This is a genomic window from Glutamicibacter sp. BW78 (genome assembly GCF_002332245.1).
GTDB lineage: Bacteria > Actinomycetota > Actinomycetes > Actinomycetales > Micrococcaceae > Arthrobacter_H > Arthrobacter_H rhombi_A.
Genome location: NZ_NRGU01000031.1, coordinates 1 through 21,523, shown reverse-complemented (window position 1 = coordinate 21,523; position 21,523 = coordinate 1). Strand labels below are relative to the sequence as shown.

Here is a 21,523-nt window from a genome sequence, read left to right as displayed (position 1 = left end):
CACCGGTGAGCTTCCGGAAGAACGGTCAGCCCCCGTGCAGACCCAGTAGAACCGGGCGGTTGGGCGCGTGAAAGCCCAGTGCGAGCGGTTCGCGCGGCCCTCCTGTCAGGTGGGCCCGCGGACAAGCGGGGTGGTACCGCGAGAACCGGCAACCGAATGCCGGGAATCGTCCCCGCATCGAGAACACCAGACGTTGTCAGACAACGTCGAACCGATGCCAGGACTGCCGCTGATGAGTTTGTACCCCAAGGCCTCCACCGATCCGCAGAACGTCACGCCCGCCTCGCCGCGGTTCCCCGAGATCGAGGAACGCGTGCTGAAGTACTGGGAAGACGACCAGACCTTTCAGGCCTCCATCGACGCCCGACCCGCAGGGGTTGACGGGGCCAACGAATTCGTCTTCTATGACGGCCCTCCCTTCGCCAACGGCTTGCCGCACTACGGACACCTACTCACCGGCTACGTCAAGGACCTCGTCGCGCGCTACCAGACCCAGCGCGGCAAGCGTGTGGAACGCCGCTTCGGCTGGGATACCCACGGACTGCCCGCCGAACTCGAGGCGATGAAGCAGCTCGGGATGACGGATAAGCAGCAGATCGAGGCCATGGGCATCGACAAGTTCAACGACGCCTGCCGTTCCTCGGTGATGAAGTACGCCGGTGAATGGCAGGAATATGTCACTCGGCAGGCCCGCTGGGTAGACTTCGACAACGACTATAAGACGCTGAACGTCGACTACATGGAATCGGTCCTCTGGGCCTTCAAGCAGCTGCACACCCAGGGCCTGACCTATAACGGCTACCGGGTGCTGCCGTATTGCTGGAAGGACGAGACGCCGCTGTCCAACCACGAGCTGCGCATGGACGAAGACGTCTATAAGGACCGCCAGGACCAGACCGTCACGGTCACCTTCGGCATCCTGGCCGGGGAAAGCAAGATCTCCCAGCAGCTGGCCGGCACCCAGGCGATCGCCTGGACCACCACGCCGTGGACACTGCCCACCAACCAGGCTCTCGCCGTGGGACCCGACGTCTACTACGTCGTCGTTCCCGCGGGCCCCGCAGGAACCAGCGCGGCGGGGGAGTCCTTCATGCTGGCCTCGGACCTGCTCGGCGCCTACGCCAAGGACCTCGGGTACGACGACGCTGCTGCCGCGGCCGAAGCAGTCACCGCCACCTACCAGGGGTCCGAATTGGAGGGGCTGGAATACGAGCGGCTCTGGGATTATTTCGCCGATGACGAGACCTACGGCACCGCGAAATCTTGGCGGATCCTGGTCGCCGACTACGTCACCACCACCGACGGCACCGGCATCGTCCACCAGGCCCCCGCCTATGGCGAAGAGGACCAGAAAATCTGCGAGGCCAACGGAATCCCCGTCGTGCTCTCGGTTGATGAGGGCGCCAAGTTCCTGCCGCTCTTCGCCCAGGGCCCGCTGTCCCAGATCGCCGGCGTGCAGGTCTTCGACGCGAATAAGGCCATCATTTCCGACCTGAAGTCTTCCGGTCGGTTGGTCCGCCAGGCCAGCTATGTGCACTCCTACCCGCATTGCTGGCGTTGCCGGACCCCGCTGATCTACCGGGCCATCTCCTCCTGGTACGTCGAGGTCACCAAGATCAAGGCCCGGATGAGCGAACTGAACCAGGACATCAACTGGATCCCTTCCAATGTGAAGGACGGCCAGTTCGGCAAATGGCTGGAGAACGCCCGCGACTGGTCGATCTCCCGCAACCGCTACTGGGGCAGCCCGATCCCCGTCTGGGTTTCGGATAACCCCGACTACCCACGCACCGATGTCTACGGTTCGCTGGCCGAAATGGAGGAGGCCTTCGGTCGCCTGCCGTTGAACCACGAGGGCGAGGTCGACCTGCACCGCCCGTTCATCGACGAACTCACCCGGCCCAACCCGGACGACCCCACCGGGGCCTCCACCATGCGCCGGGTCGAGGACGTCCTGGACGTCTGGTTCGACTCCGGCTCCATGCCCTATGGGCAGGTGCACTACCCGTTCGAGAATAAGGACTGGTTCTCCACCCACCACCCCGCGGATTTCATCGTCGAATACATCGGACAGACCCGCGGCTGGTTCTACATGCTCCACGTGCTCTCCACCGCGCTCTTCGACCGCCCGGCCTTCCGCAACGTCATCAGCCACGGGATCGTGCTGGGCTCTGACGGACAAAAAATGTCCAAGTCGTTGCATAACTTCCCCGACGTCAACGAGGTCCTGGACCGTGACGGTTCCGACGCGATGCGCTGGTTCCTGATGTCCAGCCCCATCCTGCGCGGTGGCAACCTCGTGGTCACCGAACAAGGCATCCGTGACGGAGTCCGCCAGGTCATCCTCCCGCTGTGGAATGTCTACAGCTTCTTCACCCTCTACACCAACTCCGCGAACTCCGGGGCCGGCTATGAGGCGAAGCTGCGCCATGACGGGTACACCGACACCCTGGATCAGTACCTGTTGGCCAATACGGGGGACCTCGTCTCCGAGATCGGCACCCGTCTGGACGCCTACGACGTCTCAGGGGCCTGCGACGCCTTGAGGTCCTACCTGGATATGCTCACCAACTGGTATGTCAGGCGTAGCCGCGACCGCTTCTTCGCCGAAGATACCGATGCCTTCGACGCCCTGCACACCGCGCTCGAAGCCCTCTGCCGGGTGGCCGCCCCGCTGCTGCCGTTGGTGACCGAGGAGATCTGGCGTGGTCTCACCGGTGGGCGTTCGGTCCACCTGACCGACTGGCCCGAAACCGGCACCTTCGCCGCCAATCCCGAGCTCGTCGCCCGCATGGACAGGATCCGGCAAGTCTGCTCAACCGGTTCGAGCCTGCGCAAGGCAGCCAAACTGCGGGTGCGCCTGCCGCTGCAGGAACTCACCGTGGTCGTTCCCGCCTCCTCCGAGCTGGAATCCGGAACCGAGGTCATCGCCGACGAACTGAACCTGCGCCATGTCCGGCTGGTCGACGCCGCCGACGCCTCCCCGGAGGAATTCGGGATCGAACAAAAACTCGTCGTGAACGCCCGGGCCGCAGGACCCCGGCTGGGCAAGAACGTCCAGGTAGCGATCAAGGGCTCCAAAACGGGCAACTGGTCGCTCACCGACGGCGTCGTCACCTCGGGTGGGCTGGCGCTTGAAGAAGGGGAATACACCCTGGAAACGGTGGTCGCCGACGGGGACGACGGCGGATCCACCGCCGTCTCGATGCTCCCCGGCGGTGGTTTCGTGGTCCTGAACACCGACGTCACCGCCGAACTGGAGGCCGAAGGCACCGCCCGCGATATGGTGCGTTCGATCCAGCAGGCCCGTAAGGATGCTGACCTGCACGTCAGCGACAGGATCCTGACCACCATCAATGCCCCGCAGGACATCATCGATGCCCTGCACGCCAACGCCGAACTGGTCAAGCACGAAACCTTGACCATCGATCTGGAACTGATCCCCGGCGATGTCGACACCACCATCTCGGTAGAACGGACGGTTGCCTGAATGAGCCCCGACCATGACGAGTTCTCGGTCCAAAGCGTCTATGCCGAGCTGTTGGGCCGCGCGCCCGAAAATAAGATGGAACCACGGATGGAACCGATGTTCCGGGCCATGGAGGTCCTCGGCGAGCCCAACAGGGCCATGCCGATCATCCATCTCACCGGAACCAACGGTAAAACCTCCACCGCACGGATCATCGAACAACTGGTCCTCGCCCACGACCTGCGGGTCGGCAGGTACACCAGCCCGCATCTGGCCAGTGTGACCGAACGCATCAGCATCGACGGGGAACCGGTTTCCGATGAGGACTTCGTCCGTAATTGGGATGAAATCCGCCCGTTTTTGGCCATCGTCGACGCCGAACTGGAGGAGGCGGGGGAGAACCCGCTGACCTACTTCGAAGCATTGACGATCCTGTGCTTCGCGGTCTTCGCCGACGCACCCGTGGACGTCGCCGTGATCGAGGTGGGCCTGGGGGGCATCACCGATGCCACCAATGTCGGCGACGGACAGGTTTCGGTGGTGACCCCGATTTCCCTGGACCACACCGACCTGCTCGGGGACACCGTCCACGACATCGCCCTGGAAAAGGCCGGCATCATCAAGCCCGGCGGCTTCCTGATCTCCTCGGCCCAGGAACCCGAGGCGGCCCAGGTGCTGCTTGAAAGGGCCCGCGAACTCGAGGTCCCCTTCCGTTTCGAAGGCGTGGAATTTGGTGTGGAGTCCCGCCGGCTGGCCGTCGGCGGACAGGCACTGACCATCCAGGGCATTGCCGGACGGTATGAAGATCTGGCCCTGCCCCTACACGGAGCCCATCAGGGCCAGAACGCGGCCGTGGCAGTGGCCGCGATGGAGGCCTTCCTCGGCGGCGGGGAGCAGGCACTGGAGGAAGACCTGGTCCGGATGGCGTTCGCCAATGTGTCCAGCCCCGGCCGGCTCGAACTGGTGCGCTCGGCCCCCACCGTCCTGGTCGACGCCGGACATAACCCCGCGGGTCTGGCCGTCTCGGCACAGGCGGTGAAGGAGGCCTTCGATTTCAGTGCCCTCGTACTCGTCGTGGGGATCCTGCAGGAAAAAGATGCACGGGCGATGCTCGATGAGCTGTACGTCCAGTACGGGGACCTCGTCCACGGCATCTGCCTCACCCAGTCCACGTCCCCCCGGTCCATCCCGGCCGCCGAACTGGGCGAACTGGCCTTGAAGGCCGGGTTCAATGACCAGGACATCCACGTCAGCGATCGTCTCGACGATGCCTTGGAATGGGCGATCGGCCACGCCGAAGCCACCGAGGACCTCACCGGTGGCGTCCTGATCACCGGATCGATTACCGTCGTGGGCGAAGCACGCACCCTGTTAGGAAAGTAAGCAGAACATGGCACGCATGACCAAAGCCCAACGCGCCTGGCGCCCCGGGATGAAAAAGAAGCGCCGCTCGACACGGGTGCTCTTTGCCTCCACCGTTCTGGTGCTCGAAGCCGGCGTCGCCCTGTTCGCGACGCTGGCCGTCTTCGGCCTCTACCGGGACACGATCGACCCCCTGCTGATCTTTTTGACCGGTGGGTGGATCATGGCCGTGTGCATTATTGCGTGCGCTTTCCTGAACAAACCCCTGGGCTACTGGATCGGATGGATCGTCCAGATCCTGCTGATCCTGCTCGGGTTCGTGGATGCCTCCATGTTCTTCATCGGGGTCCTGTTCGCCTTGTGCTGGTGGTATGCCGTCACCAAGGGCAGGTCCATCGACCTGGAGAACGCCGAACGGGACCGGCTGCAAGCCGAATGGGAAGCCGCGAACCCCGAGCCCGAAACCGACCACTAGACTGGTCATAGATCCCCGCACCACAGAAGGAGCACCTCCGTGTCCACAGAACGCACCCTCGTCCTGGTCAAGCCCGATGGCGTGAAGCGCCAGCTGACCGGCACCATCTTGGCCCGTGTCGAGGCCAAGGGCTACCGCCTGGTCGAATTGAAGCAGGTCCAGGCCACCCGCGAGATCCTCGAGGCTCATTATGAAGAGCACGTCGGCAAGCCGTTCTACGAGCCGCTCGTGGAATTCATGCTCTCCGGCTCGGTCGTCGCCGCCATCTTCGAAGGCGAACGCGTCATCGAAGGCTTCCGCTCACTGGCCGGCGCCACCGAGCCGACCGCAGCTGCCCCCGGCACCATCCGTGGTGACCTCGGCCGCGACTGGGGCCTGAAGGTCCAGCAGAACCTGGTGCACGGGTCCGACTCGGTCGAGTCGGCAGAACGCGAAATCGGGATCTGGTTCTCCTAGCCCGAACCAGTGCCCCCGCAGAATCGGCCGCCGCCCCCCCGTCCAGGGGAGCGGCGGCCGACGTCGTTCGCGGCAAGGGTTCGTTCTAGCCGAAGAACACCTTGGCGAAAGTGATCAGGATGGACCCGGCACAGAGCAGGACGATCAGCGAGACGATCACCCAATGCCATTCCGCCAGGAACTTCCGCACACCGGCGGGTGCCGGAATAACCCCGTGGCTGATGTTCCGGGCGGTCGTGTAGGTGAACACGACGATCATCATGGCCCAGACGACCATGCAGTAGGGGCAGAGGATCCCGATGACGTAGAGGGCCTGGAACCACAGCCAGCCGATCATGGCCATGGCCAGCGTGACGCCGATCTGCAGGCCCACGAAGTACCAGCGCGGCAGTGTGGCCCCGGCGATGAGGGTGATGCCGATCGCGGTCAGCACCGCGAATCCGGCAACACCAATCAGCGGGTTGGGGAAGCCGAAGAGGGCCGCCTGTGCCGTGCGCATGACACTTCCGCAGGATACGAAAGGGTTCATATCGCAGGAGGTGACGTAGTCCGGGTTCTTGTAGATTTCCAGCCGTTCAAGCGTCAACGCCGAGGAGGCGATCCAGCTGACGAAACCGGTGATGGCCAGGATCCACCCGAAAATGGGGGTCTTGGCGTAGCCGGGAAGATCCTCGCGGGCTGGCCGGATCGAGGTGCCGTCCGGCTGGTTCCTACTGGGGGCATGCTGGGCCACGCGGGGCTCCTCGGGTCTGTCGGTGTCGTGGCGATTGCCGCCATCCACTTCGATTCTAGGGCCCGGAGGCCACGCCACGGACGGTAGACTGGCAGAGTTCTCCAACGTGAAAGAAGTGTAGTGTCGCAGATTCCCGCCAAGGCCGCTGATCCCCAGATCATCGACCAGTCCTCCCGTCGTCGTACCTTTGCGGTGATCTCGCACCCCGATGCGGGCAAATCCACCCTCACCGAAGCGCTGGCACTCCATGCACGGGTGATCGGCACCGCCGGGGCAACCAACGGCAAATCCAACCGCAAAGACACCGTCTCCGACTGGATGCAAATGGAGAAGGATCGCGGTATTTCGATCAGCTCCACCGCCTTGCAGTTCGAATACCGTGACACCGTGATCAACCTGGTCGACACTCCGGGCCACGCTGACTTTTCGGAAGACACCTACCGGGTGCTGGCTGCCGTGGACTGCGCGGTGATGCTGATCGATGCGGGCAAGGGGCTGGAAGTCCAGACCATGAAGCTCTTCGAGGTGTGCCGGCAACGGAACCTGCCGATTATCACCGTGATCAACAAATGGGACCGCCCCGGGCTGGAATCCCTGGAGTTGATGGACGAGATCACCGAACGGACCGGATTGCGGCCCATGCCCTTGACCTGGGCGGTAGGCATTGCCGGAGAGTTCCACGGCGTCGCGGATCTGCGGAAAAACGAATACGTCCGCTTTACCCGTAACTCCAGTGGGGCCTCCTTGGCCCTGGAGGAACATTTCACCCCCGAGGAAGCCCAGGACGTCGAAGGGCAACTGTGGTCCGACGCCCTGGATGAGGCTTCGCTGCTGGAAAGCTCAGGAGAATTCGACCTGGATGGTTTCCATGCCGGCACCGCAACCCCGGTGCTCTATTCTTCGGCCGCACAGAACTTCGGGGTCCGTCAGATCCTGGACGCCCTGGTGGATTTGGCCCCCTCGGCCGCACCGCGCGCCGACGCAGACGGGGAAGTCCGTCCGGTCGATGCCCCCTTCTCCGGCTTCGTCTTCAAGGTCCAGGCCGGCATGAACCAGGCCCACCGCGACCATGTGGCCTTCATCCGTGTCTGCTCGGGAATCTTCGAACGCGGCATGGTGGTCACCCACGCCAACACCGGTAAGCCGTTCGCCACCAAATATGCCCAACACCTGTTCGGCAGGGACCGCGAAGTGATCGACCAGGCCTGGCCGGGAGACGTGGTCGGGCTGGTCAACGCCTCGGCGCTTCGGGTCGGAGACAGCCTCTATGAGGACACCCCGGTGACCTATCCGCCCATTCCCTATTTCAGCCCCGAACATTTCCGCGTCGCCCACGCGAAGGATCCCAGCCGCTATAAGCAATTCCGCCGCGGCATCGACCAGCTCGAACACGAAGGCATCATCCAGGTCCTGCGTTCGGACCGGCGCGGAGACCAGGCCCCCGTTCTGGCCGCCGTCGGACCCATGCAGTTCGAGGTGGTCCAGGACAGGATGGCCCAAGACTTCAACGCCCCCATGCGGATGGAGACCCTCGGATACTCCTTGGCACGGCTGACCACCAAGGAAGCCATGACGACGCTCGCCCCGGTTCGGGGGGTCGAGGTGATCATCCGTTCGGATGGCGAATATTTGGCGTTGTTCAACGATGTGTGGGCGCTGCGCCGGGTAGCCAAGAACTACCCGGACCTCCCGCTGACGCAGATCGGGGTCAACCAGGACGCGTCCGTCTGATCCTTCGGTAGAGAACGTGGCGACCGGCTCATGATTGAACGCGTATGAGACAATGGCGTTGGTTGGTGGTGAATCCACAGTTTGCTTCCAGCCCAACCACAGGATTCCGGGCCCTCACGCGATGGATCACCGTAGGCATCGACCACGATGCCGGCGGATGAAAACCGCGGACGGTCGCCGCAACAGAAAGCGGCTCGCCCGGGGAACTGGGTTGGTTTCCCGGGCCGCCGCACCCGCCGACGTTGGTGCACCTCGGGAGATAAGAAAACTGACTTCCGGGGATCGGACGGCCGACGAGGCCGCGGTTCCCGAACCGATCGCCGGCGTCCCGGCTGTGGAGGGTACTCCGGCTAGGAGCATGGCCTTTCATGGAAGCAACGAACGAAGAGCAGAATGGGCCGGCACAGTCGTCCCTCCCGTTGAATGACGACGCCGCCGAGAGTATCGAAGCACCCCAGACAGCGGCACCAGCCAAGCGGGCGCCACGCAAACGCGCCACGACCCGTAAACCGGCGGCCGCTGCCGCCCCGGCCACCGAAGAAGTCGCCGCAACGGTTGCTGCCGCGGACCCGGCAGCAGCCGAAACCGCAGCCGAGCCCGAAAAGACCGCGGCCGCACCGGCCAAGAAGACGGCCCGTGCACCACGGACCCGGAAACCTGCCGCCGCTGCGGCCAGCACGGAGCAGGCCTCCGAAACGGCCGAGACGGAAGAACTGCCCCAGAAGCCGGCCCGCGCACCGCGGACCCGCAAACCGGCAGGCACCTCATCGGCGACCGCTGTCACCGCAGACACGCCCGAAGCCGCCAGCACCACGGATCTCGACGGCGCGGGGCAGACCCCCGACGCCGCCGAAGCCCCGGCCAAGACCACCCGGACCCGCAAGGCCCCGGCCCGCAAGTCCCGGGCAGGCGCCACCAGCACGAAAGCCACCCCCGCCGCCGAAGAGGCCGATAGCCCGGCAGCAGCAGATACCGTGCCCGAGGCGGTGACGGAAACCCCCGCCGCCGAAGAAACCGCGCCGGCCACGACCGCAGACCCGTTTGCCGTCCCCGACTCGGCGATCTCCGTCCTCTTCCAGGCCCCCGACCTGGCAGCAGTTGCCCCCGGTACCCGGGCCACCGAGGAAGGTTCCTCCGATGACGGGCAGGATGCGGGTACGGGCAACCGTTCCAGCCGGCGCAACCGGTCGCGTTCCCGCGAGGAAGCACCGAACCGGGAGGAGCGCACCGACTCCGAGGAAACCAGTGACGAGTCGGGATCCAGCTCGCGACGCCGCCGGCGGCGTCGCCGCGGTGACGCGGACCTGGAACTGACCGGCGGCAACGATGACGATCCGCCCAACACCGTCACCCGCGTGCGCGGTCCCCGCGCCGCCGCCGACCCTGCCCCGTCGAATAAGGTCACCAGCGTCAAGGGCTCCACCCGACTCGAGGCCAAACGCCAGCGTCGCCGTGATTCCCGGGATTCCGGTCGTCGCCGCCACGTGATCACCGAGGCGGAGTTCCTGGCCCGCCGCGAATCGGTGGACCGTCAGATGGTCGTCCGCCAGCGCGACGAGCGCATCCAGATCGGGGTGCTGGAAGATGGTGTTCTGGCAGAGCACTTCGTCTCCAAAACGCAGCAGGATTCGCTCATCGGCAACGTCTACGTGGGCAAGGTCCAGAACGTCCTGCCGTCCATGGAGGCAGCCTTCATTGATATTGGGCGGGGTCGCAACGCCGTGCTCTATGCCGGTGAGGTCAACTGGGATGTGGCAGGGCTCGAAGGTCAGCCCCGGCGTATTGAACATGCCCTGAAGTCGGGGGACCCGGTGCTGGTGCAGGTCACCAAGGATCCGGTGGGTCATAAGGGGGCCCGGCTGACCAGCCAGATCTCGTTGCCAGGGCGCTACCTGGTGTATGTCCCCGGGGGGTCGATGACCGGCATCTCCCGGAAGCTGCCCGACGTCGAACGCAACCGGCTGAAGAAGATCCTCAAGGATCACCTGCCGCAAAATGCCGGCGTCATCGTCCGCACCGCCGCGGAGGGGGCCAGCGAGCAGGAGCTGATGAACGACATCAACCGCCTGCGCGCCCAGTGGGAAGAAATCGAGGCGAAGTCCACGTCGACGAAGACCACCCCGCCCGAACTGTTGTACGCGGAACCTGACCTGACCATCAAGGTCGTCCGCGACGTCTTCAACGAAGACTTCTCCAAGCTGATCGTCTCGGGAGAACACGCCTGGGACACCATCGAGGCCTACGTCACCTATGTGGCGCCTGACCTGCTGGACCGGTTGGAGAAGTGGACGAGCGATGAGGACATCTTCACCGCCCGCCGACTCGAGGAACAGATCCACAAGGCCCTGGACCGCAAGGTCTTCCTTCCCTCGGGTGGTTCGCTGGTCATCGACCGGACCGAAGCCATGACCGTGGTGGACGTGAACACCGGCAAGTTCACCGGCAGCGGCGGAAACCTCGAGGAAACGGTCACCAAGAACAACCTCGAAGCCGCCGAAGAAATCGTCCGCCAGCTGCGGCTGCGCGATATCGGCGGGATCATCGTCATCGACTTCATCGATATGGTTCTCGAAGCCAACCGGGACCTGGTCCTGCGTCGGCTCGTGGAATGCCTGGGCCGGGATCGGACCAAGCACCAGGTCGCCGAAGTCACCTCCCTGGGGCTGGTGCAGATGACCCGCAAACGGATGGGCACCGGACTCTTGGAGGTCTTCAGCGAAAACTGTGAAGCCTGCAACGGTCGCGGAGTCGTCACCCATGACGAGCCCGTGGAACACCGTCGGTCCACGAGCCAGCAGAGCGAACAGCACAACCAGAAGCGGAACGACCGCAAACAGCGCGGCAACCGTCACGGCAAGGGCGGGGATCAGGTCACCGATCAGGCCACCGAGCCCTCGGCGCCCGAACCGAAGAAGCATGACCCCGAGGCGGAAGCCAAGGCCGAAACGACCCGGGCCGCTTTGGCTTCCATCGCCGCCGCTACCCAGGCCTCGCATGAGCAGACCGGGGGAACCAAGCAGCGCGACGGGAACGACGCCGGTGCTTCCAGCCACGGCGAGACGGCACCCGCTGAGGCTCAAGACGGCTCCGAGAGCGGATCGCGTCGCCGTGGACGGGGCCGCTCACGCGGCCGCGGCCGTGCCGGTTCGGCCGAGATGTCGCCTACCAGCGGGTCGGGGGAGCAGACGGTCGAAACCGCCGGCAGTGCCAGCACCACCGGTGGCCCCGCGGCCTCCAGCTCCCACCAGCCGGCGGAACGCCCGCAGGCCGGCAAGGCCGGAAGCAGCGATGCCGCACAGGAGACCGAGGTAGATCGTGATGGCCCCGTGGTGAGCATCGCCGGCGAAGACGTCCGACTGCCGCGGGCACGTCGGAGCCGTCGGGCCACGGCACCAACACAGACCCCCGATCTGACGTTGGAATCGTTGAGTGCTGCCTTCGGCGCAGCACCGGAGCCGGTTCGTGAGCCGGCCGCCGTACAGCCGCCGGCACCGGCCGTTGACTCGGCACCGGCAGCACAACTGACACCGGCACCGGCAGCACAACCGGTGGCCAGTACCCCGGCCCGCCGTCCGCGGCGCAGTCGGGCGGCATCCAGCGCCCAGGGCGGCGCGAATATGCCGATCGAACGGGTGGAGGCCACGTCGTCGTCCCCTGAGGCAGGAACGAGTCACGTCGCCAAGCTCGAGCCTTCAGAACCGGCTGCGAAGAAGAAGGCCGCCGAAGACGCGCCGATGATGTTCGGGGTGGGAGTGCCGGCCTCCGAGCTGTAACCGCAACGGACGGTTCACCCGTCCAGAAGAGTACCTGTGTGGGCGGGCCCTGGTTGATCCGGGGCCCGCCCACCGTCGCGGGGCAGCCTGAGTTCCCGGTTGCGCTCACGCCCCGCAGGATCATTGACCGGTGCGGAGCCCCGTGCTAAACATGGCCCACCCCTGATGCTCAGGGACCGGTCGGCCGGCAACGGCATCCACCCTCACGGTTCGTGAACATCCCAACTGATCGATGGGTGGGACAACGATGTCCAGCAACAGCACCAAACAGGTGATGGGTCACCGGGAAACCGGCTTGCCCCGAAGCATGGGCTTGGCCTGCGCCATTGCTACCGTCGTCGCCGGTACCCTCGGAGCCGGGCTCTTCGTCACCCTGGGAACAGCGAGCACCACCACGGGTCCCAGCGTGATCCTCGGGGTTGCCGTCACCGGCATCATCGCTCTGTGCATTGCCACGTACTACAGCTGGATGGGCACCATCTTTTCGGCAGCCGGAGGCGCCTATACCTACCTTTCGCGCACCTTCAATAGCCGTTTCCTGGGCTTCGTGGTCACGTGGACGAAATGGTTGGGCTACATTGCGGCCGACGCCGTGCTGGCCATCGGGTTCGGTAGCTACCTCAATGTCTTCTATCCGACGGTGGACCCCGCCGTCTCCGGCTTCGTCCTGCTCACCGTGCTCTTCATCGTCAATCTCGGCGGCGTCAAGGGGTATAGCGTCTCGCAAAACGCGATGTTCGGACTTCTGGTGGCAGCAATCCTGGTGCTGGTCATTCCCGGGGTGTTCTCCATCGACACCGCCAACTACCAGCCGTTCTTCACCGGTGGCGCCGGCGGATTCGTCGGCTCCCTCGTGCCTCTGTTCTACGCATTCATCGGCATCGAGGTCGCGGCACAGATGGGGGCTGAGATCAAAAACCCAGGACGCAACCTGCCGTTGGCGATGCTCGGAGGGACCTTCGTGCTGGTGGTCCTGTTCATGCTGACCGCCGTGGTGATCTACGGGGTGGTGGGCGATTACACGATTCTGGCCAACTCCGATCGGCCATTGGTGACCGCAGCCCAAACCTTCATGGGGGATACCGCAGTCATTGTGGTCGCCATCGGAGGCTTACTGGCCACTGCCACCAGTGTCCACGCAGTGATGGCCGCGGCCATCAAGATCCCCTATTCATGGTCTTGGGATGAAATCTTCCCCCGCTGGTTCTCCACGGTAAACCGGCGGTTCGGTACCCCGCACTGGTCGCTGCTGACGCTCTATATTTGTGCTTGTGGGCTCATGTTCTGGAGTGGGGGACTGGACCAGGCGTTGTCCATCGCCACCTTTAGCTACCTCGTCGCCTACCTGGGCGTGGCGGTGGCTGCAGGCTATATCTACGCCAAGAAACCCGAGTTTGCCGCCCGGGCAGCGTTCTCTCCCGGCCCCTGGTTCTATCTTCCGATCATCATCGCCGGGCTCGGGTCGGTGGCCTTGCTCTCCCAGGCGGCGAATTGGGGTGCCCTCTTCACCGGGCGTTTCCACGAACTGACCACCCTGGCCATCTACCTTCCGTGGCTGGCCATCGGGCTGGTGGTCTTCACGATCTATTCCCGTCTGGGGAAACGCCGGGGCACCGACGTCAACGCCATTCTGGACACGCTGCCCGGCGTGGAGGGGGAGACGATCTCCTCTTTGACCGGAAGAAAATGAGGCAGCCGTCGTTGCCTGCCGTTCGCGGTGTCGGGGCTGAGAAGGTAACGTAGAAAGGTGCTCCAGCCTCACGGGGGTCTTGACGACCCGCCGTCGGAGGATGTATTTGCTCCCGCGGACCGAAATAGCGTAATCTGGATCCTCGGTGCATGCGCCGCTCATCGGATTTTCCGCTCGGCGTGACAGCACAGCGCTTATCCCCGATCGTTTGGTCCGGTGGAATGTGCGCAGTAAGAGTAATAGACGTCGAGAGAAGTGAGTTCCCAAGTGGTGTACGCGATTGTCCGCGCAGGCGGCCGGCAGGAAAAGGTTTCCGTAGGAGACTGGGTGACCCTTGACCGCGTCCCCGAGGCAGCTGGTGGAACCATTGAGCTCCCAGCACTGCTTCTGGTAGATGGCGAGAAGGTCACCTCCGCTGCTGCCGACCTGGCGAAGGTCACCGTGACCGCCGAGGTTCTCGAGAACCTCCGCGGCCCGAAGATCGTCATCCAGAAGTACAAGAACAAGACCGGCTACAAGAAGCGTCAGGGTTTCCGTTCCGCACTGACCAAGGTCAAGGTCACCTCCATCGCCTAAGGCGACGGAGACCAGATCACCCACGATTCAAAGGTAGGCACATTCAATGGCAAGTAAGAAGGGCGCGAGTTCCACTCGCAACGGCCGCGATTCCAACCCTCAGTTCCTGGGCGTCAAGCGCTTCGGAGGCCAGGTCGTTTCCGCCGGTGAAATCATTGTTCGCCAGCGCGGCACGCGCTTCCATCCCGGCGCCAACGTCGGCCGTGGTGGCGACGACACGCTGTTCGCACTGGCAGCCGGCTCGGTAGAGTTCGGCACCCGTCGCGGCCGTCGTGTCGTGAACATCGTAGATGCCGGCTAATTTCTGTAGTACAGATTTTAGCTAGACTGGAGGGCGGGCCGTTTGGCCCGCCCTCCAGTTCTTTTTTCACCGGCCGCATCACGGACCAGCAGGACCGTAGCGGCACCCAATAGAGGAGTCCCAGTAGTGGCAGCGTTCGTAGACCGCGTAGTCCTTCACGTTTCCGGCGGAAACGGAGGGCACGGCTGCGTGTCGATCCGTCGGGAGAAGTTCAAGCCGCTCGGCGGGCCCGACGGCGCCAGCGGCGGCAACGGAGGCGACGTGATCATCCGCGTCGACCCCCAGACCACCACGTTGCTCTCCTACCACCATTCCCCCCACCGCCAGGGCGGCAACGGCGAACCGGGCAAGGGCGATATGCAGCCCGGGCGCAACGGTGAGACCCTGATCCTTCCGGTACCCGATGGCACCGTGGTCAAAGACCGTGCCGGGAACATTTTGGCGGATATGGTCGGCGCCGGGACCGAGTATGTCGCCGCAGCCGGCGGCATGGGTGGTCTCGGTAACGCAGGCATTGCCTCGCAAAAACGCAAGGCACCAGGTTTCGCCCTCTTGGGTGTCCCCGGGGCGGAGCAGGACATCGTCCTGGAGCTGAAGTCTGTCGCCGATATCGCGTTGGTCGGCTACCCCTCAGCCGGAAAATCCAGTCTGATTGCCGCCATGTCTGCGGCCCGGCCCAAGGTCGCCGACTACCCGTTCACCACGCTGATCCCCAACCTGGGCGTCGTCCAGAGCGGGGAGGTCCGATTCACGGTCGCTGACGTGCCGGGGCTCATTCCCGGGGCCAGCCAGGGCAAGGGCCTCGGGCACGAGTTCCTGCGTCACGTCGAACGCTGCGCCGCGCTGGTTCATGTCTTGGACTGCGCCTCGCTGGAATCTGACCGTGACCCGCTCAGCGATCTGGAAGCCATCGAGGCAGAACTGGCCGCCTATGCCACCGACTCCAGCTACGCGGGCGCCGACGGTGTCGTGGTCCCGCTGAACGAGCGGCCTCGGCTGGTCGCCTTGAATAAGACCGACATGCCCGATGGTTCGGAGATGGCCGAATTCGTCCGTGCCGATCTGGAAGGGCGGGGCTACCGGGTCTTCGAGGTCTCGGCGTTGGCCAGAACCGGGCTGAAGGAACTGGGTTATGCCATGGCTGAGCTCGTCACCGAAGCACGCAAAAAGTCGACCGAGGAGCTGCCCCAGGTAGAGGTTCCCGTCCTGCGACCCCGCGCAGTGAACCGTGCCCCCTTCACCATCCACCGTGAGGAACGAAACCTCGAACCGCTGTTCCGGGTCGAGGGCGAAAAACCGGTGCGTTGGGTCAAGCAAACCGATTTCAGCAATGACGAAGCCGTCGGCTATTTGGCTGACCGGCTGGCAAAGATCGGTGTCGAAGACAAGCTGTTCAAGGCAGGGGCCAAGCCAGGGGATGCCGTGGTCATCGGTGACGATGACAACGGCGTGATCTTCGATTGGGAACCGACCATGGCTGCCGGCGCAGAACTGTTGGGCTCCCGTCGAGGCCAGGATGACCGGTTCGAGGACGCCAGCCGTCCCACCCGTGAACAGAAGCGTCAGGACCACCAAGAACGCAAGGATGCGCGTGCCGCAGCCCGCGCGGAATTGGAGCGCGAGCGCAAGTCAGGCGTGTGGACGGAGTCCGTGAACTATAAGCATCAGAGTTCGCCCAAGGACAGCGGGAAGTGAACCGACAGAACCGCCTTCCCTCCTCGATCCGGAATCGCTCGCAACTCACCGAGGCGACACGGATCGTGGTGAAGGTCGGTTCCTCCTCGCTGACGACTGTCAACGGCGGGATCTCCGAGGATGCCCTCAATCGGCTGGTCGTTGAACTCTCAGCTGTTCGCAATCGGGGGATCGAACTGATTCTGGTGTCCTCGGGCGCCATTGCCGCAGGGATCGCCCCGTTGGGTCTAACCCGCAGGCCACGTGACTTGGCCACCCAGCAGGCGGCCGCCGGTGTCGGTCAAGGGCTGCTGATGGCCAAGTACACGCAGGCCTTCGGCGCCCACGGAATCACCGTTTCCCAGGTCCTGCTCACCGCGGATGACCTGATTCGGCGTCAACAGTATGCCAATGCGTTCCGGGCCCTGGGCCGTCTACTCACGTTGGGTGTGGTCCCGGTCGTCAATGAGAACGACACCGTGGCGACCCATGAGATCCGTTTCGGAGATAATGATCGGCTTGCCGCGCTGGTGGCCCACCTGGTGAAGGCCGATGCCTTGGTCCTGCTCTCGGATGTCGACGCCGTCTATGACGGCCCGCCGACGCGAGGGGCCAGCCGTATCGCTGACGTGGGTAGCGCTGCGGACCTCGACGGGGTCAGCATTGGGACGACCGGTGGCTCCGGCGTGGGCACCGGGGGCATGGTCACCAAAGTTGAGGCAGCCACCATGGCCGCCGATTCGGGGATCCCCACCCTGATCACGTCGACAAAACAGGCAGGCCGTGGCCTGGCAGGGGAGGATGTCGGGACGTGGTTCTCCGCCCGCGGCGGACGTCGTCCGGCCCGGATGCTCTGGCTGGCCCAATTGGCCAACACCCAGGGCGGCCTAACGCTCGACGACGGTGCCGTCGCCGCCGTTGTTTCGGGTGCGCGCTCATTATTGCCCGCCGGTATTACCTCCGTGAGCGGGGACTTCGAAGCAGGGGACGCCGTGGAGATCACCGATCCCGAAGGAAAAGTGGTTGCCCGCGGATTGGTGAACTACGCTTCCAAGGAACTGCCGGAAATGCTGGGACGTGGCACCCGGGAGCTGGCCAAGAGCCTTGGGTCCCACTACGAACGCGAAGTCGTCCACATCGATGATCTCGTGGTGCTCAGGCCAGGGGGACGGACCCGAAGGAAGCAGACCCTGCCGCCCACGGAACCGAAGCCTTAACACTGTTGCTCAACAATCGGCATGGCTCCGGTCGGGCCGACTAGGCTTGGGTCATGAGCCAGAGCGTTACCGATTCTACCAGTCCAACCGAAGATATTGCCCGTCAGGTCGGGCTGCGGGCCGATCGCGCCCGACAAGCTTCCCGCGTGTTGGCCCGGGCCACCCGGGATTGGAAAGACCGAGCCCTACGGGCTATAGCCGCTTCCCTGGACGAGCGGCGGGCCTCCGTGAAGGCCGCCAACGCCGAGGATCTCGAACGTGGCAGGGCGGCAGGCACGACCGATGGCCTGCTGGACCGACTCAAACTCGACGACGCCCGCATCGACGCCCTGATGGCGGCCCTCGAGGAACTTGCGGGCCTGCCGGACCCGGTGGGTACCGTGCAGCGCGGACAGACGCTGCCCAACGGACTGCGCCTGCGGCAGGTCCACGTGCCGATGGGGGTACTCGGCACCATCTACGAGGCACGCCCCAACGTCACCGTGGATATCGCCGGTCTGGCCTTGAAGAGTGGCAACGCGGTTCTGCTGCGGGGTGGATCGGCTGCAGCACGGTCCAACGAGGCGTTGTTGTACTTGATTCGTGACGCCCTCGAGTCGGTGGGTTTGCCCGCCGATATCGTGCAGAGCGTCGATGACTTCGGCAGGGCGGGGGCCACGGCATTGATGGGTGCCCGTGGCAAAGTTGATGTCCTGATCCCGCGTGGCGGTCACGATCTGATCCAGACGGTGCTGCAGAACGCCCAGGTCCCGGTCATCGAAACGGGGGAGGGCAACGTCCATATCTTCGTTGACGCCTCGGCTTCGGCCGAATCTGCTGCAGCGATCCTGCTGAACGCCAAAACCCAGCGGCCCTCCGTGTGCAATACCGTGGAGACCTTGCTTCTGCATGCGCAGGCTCCGGCCGCGCCCGAGGTTCTCAAGGCCCTGTCTCAGGCGGGAGTCACCTTGCACGGTGATGAACGGGCGATGGCACTCATGGAGGGGCTCCGCGCCGTCCCGGCAACCGAGGAGGATTGGGCCCGCGAGTATATGGACCTGGACTTGGCGGTGGCCGTCGTCGACGATCTCGATGCTGCATTGGAACATATCCGTACCTGGACCACCGGTCACACCGAAGCCATCCTGACCAATGATCTCGCTCACGCCGAACGGTTCGTCGCAGAGATCGATTCTGCGGCGGTCATCGTCAACGCCTCGACACGATTCACCGACGGTGGCCAGCTGGGATTGGGGGCCGAAGTGGGGATCTCAACACAGAAGGTTCACGCCCGGGGTCCGATGGGTCTACGCGAGTTGACGACGACGAAATGGATTGTTCAAGGAGATGGCCACATCCGTTCGTAGAGTGCCTCGCAGGTGGGTAGGATGGTAAGCAGACATCAGACGATCGACGGATCGCATCGCCCGTTGGGGGCGCCGGTCGACGACGGGCACGAAGGAGAAAAATGCTCACGCAGGTCTTGGGTACGGTCATGGCAAGCGGCGCGGAGGCCGAAAGCGCCGGAAACTGGCCCTATCTTATCGGTGGAGGAATTTTCGCCTTCTTCCTCCTGCTGCTTTTCGTCGCTGTTTCCTTCACGAATGTCGGCAACCGGCACGAAGGACAGATCGAAGCCGAGGACGTCCACAAGCAGTTCTCGAACAAGCACGGCCACGACGATCACTAGTAGATCGCAGGCGGTCGGGTCCCAGAGGCCGGTCCGTCTTGGTGTCATGGGGGGTACCTTTGACCCCATCCACCACGGGCACCTGGTGGTTGCCAGCGAAGTGGCCGCGGAGTTCGACTTGGACGAGGTCGTCTTTGTTCCCACGGGGCAGCCATGGCAGAAGTCGGGTCAAGACGTTGCCGATTCCGAACACCGCTACCTGATGACGGTGGTGGCTACGGCATCGAACCCGCGCTTTACGGTCAGCCGGGTGGATATCGACCGCCCGGGCCCGACCTACACCATCGATACCTTGCGGGATCTACGCCGGCTTCGGCCGAACGCCGAATTGTTCTTCATCACCGGGGCCGACGCGCTGGAGCGGATTATGTCTTGGAAGGACATTGACGAACTGTGGAGCCTGGCGCATTTCGTCGGTGTCACCCGTCCGGGACATGAACTCCCGGATCTGGGCCGGACGGATATCAGCCTGCTGGAAGTTCCGGCGATGGCCATCTCCTCGACGGCTTGCCGGGACCGGGTCAAGGCGAATAAGCCGGTCTGGTATCTGGTGCCCGATGGGGTGGTTCAGTACATTGCGAAATACGAGTTGTATCACTACGACGGCGACACCTGAGGGGGATTGCCTGGAATGGACAACATGAGCGACGATTTGGGACGTACGCCAACGCGGCGATCCCTGCGTGAACAACGCCGTGTCAGCGAAAGCGCTGACGGCGGCCACGATCGTGGGCAAGTCCTGGGGGAAGACGCTGCTGCGCAGCCGGAACCGCGCTCATCCGGGGACACCAACGAGCTCGATCGCGTCACCAAGGCCAACCGCAGCAGACGCGCCGCGGACGTCCCCTTCGATATGGTGCCCGAACGCGAAGAGCAGAGTGAACCGGGTGAGCGCAGCTCCCTGCAGCGGGCCCGGGACCGCGAAGCATTGAAGGCACGTCGCGAAGCCGCGGCACAGCCACCTGCCGCACCGGCCAGCAGCCAGCCCAGCGGGGACGAACCAGCCCCACTGACCCGACGCCAACTCCGGCTTCAGGCCCTGGCAGCTGCACGGGCTGCCGCCGCAACGGAAGAACCAGCGGCAGAGGTTACTCCCAGCGCGGAGCCCCCGTCGCAAACTGTCCAGGATCCCGTCGAGACGCAGGACTCGCTCAGCGTCGAAGCAGCCCTGGAAGCACGTCGCCAAACGGTCTTCGAACAGCCGGTGAAAGCCGGGGCCGAGGCCGAGGAAGAACATGACGATTTAGAGATCCTCGCCAAACAGCGTGAACTCGCAGCACGAGCGGCCATCATCAGCCGACGGGTGGCCGAACGCGAACGACTGAAACGAGCCCATTCCACCCGGAACCAGGACGAGCAGGCTGGCGACCCGTTCACCGGGGCCATGGACCGGCTGCGGCGGGAAAAAGCCGAAAGAGATCTGGCCAATACCGGGATCAACGCCCCGGAGACGAGTGGCTTCCATCTCCAAATACCCGCGACCGGCAAAGGACCCGCGGTTGAGGCGCCGACTCCCGGGGCCGTGTCCGAGAACGTCGGGGCGAAGCCCGAAGAGCGGGAGCTTTCGGCTCCGTTTTCCGATGAACCGGGTCGCGACGCTGCCCGCCAGCCCGTGAGCGCCAGGTCGGCCCAGGGCCTGGACCCCCTGGACTACCAAACGGGCGGGGCCAGGCGGGCGAATATCTGGGCCTGGACAGTCCTCGGGGTACTCCTCGTGGGTGCCGCAGCCCTCACGACCGGCATCATCTTGATCACTACCCACGGCTAGTCGTCCTCCGACGACCAGCACCATGACCCGAGGAGCCACATGGCTGCAACAGAATACTCACTGAACGTTATCCAGACCGCAGCATTGGCCGCGGCGGAGAAACTCGCAGAGAACCAGATTGCCCTAGACGTCAGCGAACGCCTGGGGATCACGGATGCCTTCCTGATCGCTTCGGCAGATAGCGAGCGCCAGGTCAACGCCATTGTCGACGGCATCGAAGAAGCCCTGATCGAAAAGTATGACCTACGCCCCGTCCGCCGTGAGGGCAGGGGACTCGGCCGTTGGGTCCTGCTGGATTACATCGACGTCGTCATCCACGTTCAGCACCAAGAAGATCGAGTCTTCTACGCGCTGGATCGTTTGTGGAGCGACTGCCCCGCCATCGAACTGCCCGTCGAAGCCCGAACCGTGGCCACCACCGACGAGCCGGAGACCACCGCACAGTAAGCTGCCGTCGATTTGCGCGGGCTAAATTCCGTGCCCTATGATGGATGAGTTGTCCGGACGGAAACGAAACCGGCAACTCCCTTTCGGGGGTATGGCGCAGTTGGTAGCGCGTCTGCATGGCATGCAGAAGGTCAGGGGTTCGAATCCCCTTACCTCCACCGATGTGATCTCTGGGGACATCG

17 protein-coding genes and 1 tRNA gene are annotated in these 21,523 nt (G+C 64.2%); 17 read left to right on the top strand and 1 reads right to left on the bottom strand.

Annotated features, from left to right (window positions below; genetic code table 11):
* The first annotated feature begins 232 nt into the window (after positions 1–232).
* From ileS to ndk, 4 genes are read left to right on the top strand one after another with little or no spacing between them, the layout of a single operon-like run.
* Positions 233–3,490 (top strand): isoleucine--tRNA ligase, encoded by a 3,258-nt coding sequence (gene ileS / locus CIK75_RS06800; protein ID WP_096223418.1) that lies wholly within the window; start codon positions 233–235, stop codon positions 3,488–3,490.
* Entirely contained in the window at positions 3,491–4,852 is a 1,362-nt protein-coding gene (locus CIK75_RS06795; RefSeq protein WP_086996955.1) for a folylpolyglutamate synthase/dihydrofolate synthase family protein, read from the top strand.
* A 7-nt stretch (positions 4,853–4,859) separates the two neighbouring features.
* Positions 4,860–5,306, top strand: coding sequence for a DUF4233 domain-containing protein (locus tag CIK75_RS06790; RefSeq protein ID WP_086996952.1), 447 nt, complete (start codon positions 4,860–4,862; stop codon positions 5,304–5,306).
* Positions 5,307–5,345: 39 nt separating this feature from the next.
* Positions 5,346–5,762: a nucleoside-diphosphate kinase gene (gene ndk / locus CIK75_RS06785; RefSeq protein WP_086996949.1), complete on the top strand. Its 417-nt coding sequence runs from the start codon at positions 5,346–5,348 to the stop codon at positions 5,760–5,762.
* An 85-nt stretch (positions 5,763–5,847) separates the two neighbouring features.
* Here the strand turns inward: ndk and CIK75_RS06780 are convergent, their stop codons facing one another.
* Positions 5,848–6,495: a vitamin K epoxide reductase family protein gene (locus CIK75_RS06780; protein WP_179204252.1), complete on the bottom strand. Its 648-nt coding sequence runs from the start codon at positions 6,493–6,495 to the stop codon at positions 5,848–5,850.
* Positions 6,496–6,615: 120 nt separating this feature from the next.
* Between CIK75_RS06780 and CIK75_RS06775 the strand changes: the two genes are divergently transcribed.
* The 13 genes from CIK75_RS06775 to CIK75_RS06715 all read left to right on the top strand — a co-directional run bounded on the left by CIK75_RS06775 (position 6,616) and on the right by CIK75_RS06715 (position 21,499).
* Complete coding sequence (locus CIK75_RS06775) at positions 6,616–8,226, top strand: peptide chain release factor 3 (RefSeq protein ID WP_086996943.1); 1,611 nt, start codon at positions 6,616–6,618, stop codon at positions 8,224–8,226.
* 368 nt (positions 8,227–8,594) lie between these two features.
* Complete coding sequence (locus CIK75_RS06770) at positions 8,595–11,999, top strand: Rne/Rng family ribonuclease (RefSeq protein ID WP_096223417.1); 3,405 nt, start codon at positions 8,595–8,597, stop codon at positions 11,997–11,999.
* A 247-nt stretch (positions 12,000–12,246) separates the two neighbouring features.
* A complete protein-coding gene (locus CIK75_RS06765; protein WP_096223416.1) occupies positions 12,247–13,689 on the top strand; it encodes an APC family permease in 1,443 nt (480 codons plus the stop codon).
* A 267-nt stretch (positions 13,690–13,956) separates the two neighbouring features.
* Positions 13,957–14,265 carry a 50S ribosomal protein L21 gene (gene rplU / locus CIK75_RS06760; protein WP_086996935.1) on the top strand — a complete coding sequence of 103 codons (309 nt, stop codon included), beginning with the start codon at positions 13,957–13,959 and terminating at the stop codon, positions 14,263–14,265.
* A 46-nt stretch (positions 14,266–14,311) separates the two neighbouring features.
* The gene (gene rpmA, locus CIK75_RS06755; RefSeq protein ID WP_086996933.1) at positions 14,312–14,566 is read left to right on the top strand and encodes a 50S ribosomal protein L27; all 255 of its coding nucleotides are present in this window, start codon (positions 14,312–14,314) and stop codon (positions 14,564–14,566) included.
* A gap of 126 nt (positions 14,567–14,692) precedes the next feature.
* Positions 14,693–16,261, top strand: a complete 1,569-nt coding sequence (obgE, locus tag CIK75_RS06750) for a GTPase ObgE (protein ID WP_086996930.1) — start codon at positions 14,693–14,695, stop codon at positions 16,259–16,261.
* Positions 16,258–17,457: a glutamate 5-kinase gene (proB, locus tag CIK75_RS06745; protein WP_096223415.1), complete on the top strand. Its 1,200-nt coding sequence runs from the start codon at positions 16,258–16,260 to the stop codon at positions 17,455–17,457. Before obgE ends, proB begins: the two co-directional genes overlap by 4 nt.
* Positions 17,458–17,510: 53 nt before the next feature.
* Positions 17,511–18,803: a glutamate-5-semialdehyde dehydrogenase gene (locus CIK75_RS06740; RefSeq protein WP_096223414.1), complete on the top strand. Its 1,293-nt coding sequence runs from the start codon at positions 17,511–17,513 to the stop codon at positions 18,801–18,803.
* A gap of 101 nt (positions 18,804–18,904) precedes the next feature.
* Entirely contained in the window at positions 18,905–19,126 is a 222-nt protein-coding gene (locus tag CIK75_RS06735) for a hypothetical protein (protein ID WP_086996922.1), read from the top strand.
* Positions 19,041–19,742: a nicotinate-nucleotide adenylyltransferase gene (gene nadD, locus CIK75_RS06730; RefSeq protein WP_086996919.1), complete on the top strand. Its 702-nt coding sequence runs from the start codon at positions 19,041–19,043 to the stop codon at positions 19,740–19,742. The genes CIK75_RS06735 and nadD overlap by 86 nt, the downstream gene beginning before the upstream one ends.
* A gap of 24 nt (positions 19,743–19,766) precedes the next feature.
* Positions 19,767–20,894 carry a hypothetical protein gene (locus CIK75_RS06725; protein ID WP_096223413.1) on the top strand — a complete coding sequence of 376 codons (1,128 nt, stop codon included), beginning with the start codon at positions 19,767–19,769 and terminating at the stop codon, positions 20,892–20,894.
* 39 nt (positions 20,895–20,933) lie between these two features.
* Positions 20,934–21,341, top strand: a complete 408-nt coding sequence (gene rsfS / locus CIK75_RS06720; RefSeq protein WP_096223412.1) for a ribosome silencing factor — start codon at positions 20,934–20,936, stop codon at positions 21,339–21,341.
* An 85-nt stretch (positions 21,342–21,426) separates the two neighbouring features.
* Positions 21,427–21,499 (top strand) — tRNA-Ala (locus tag CIK75_RS06715).
* The last annotated feature ends 24 nt before the right edge of the window (positions 21,500–21,523 follow it).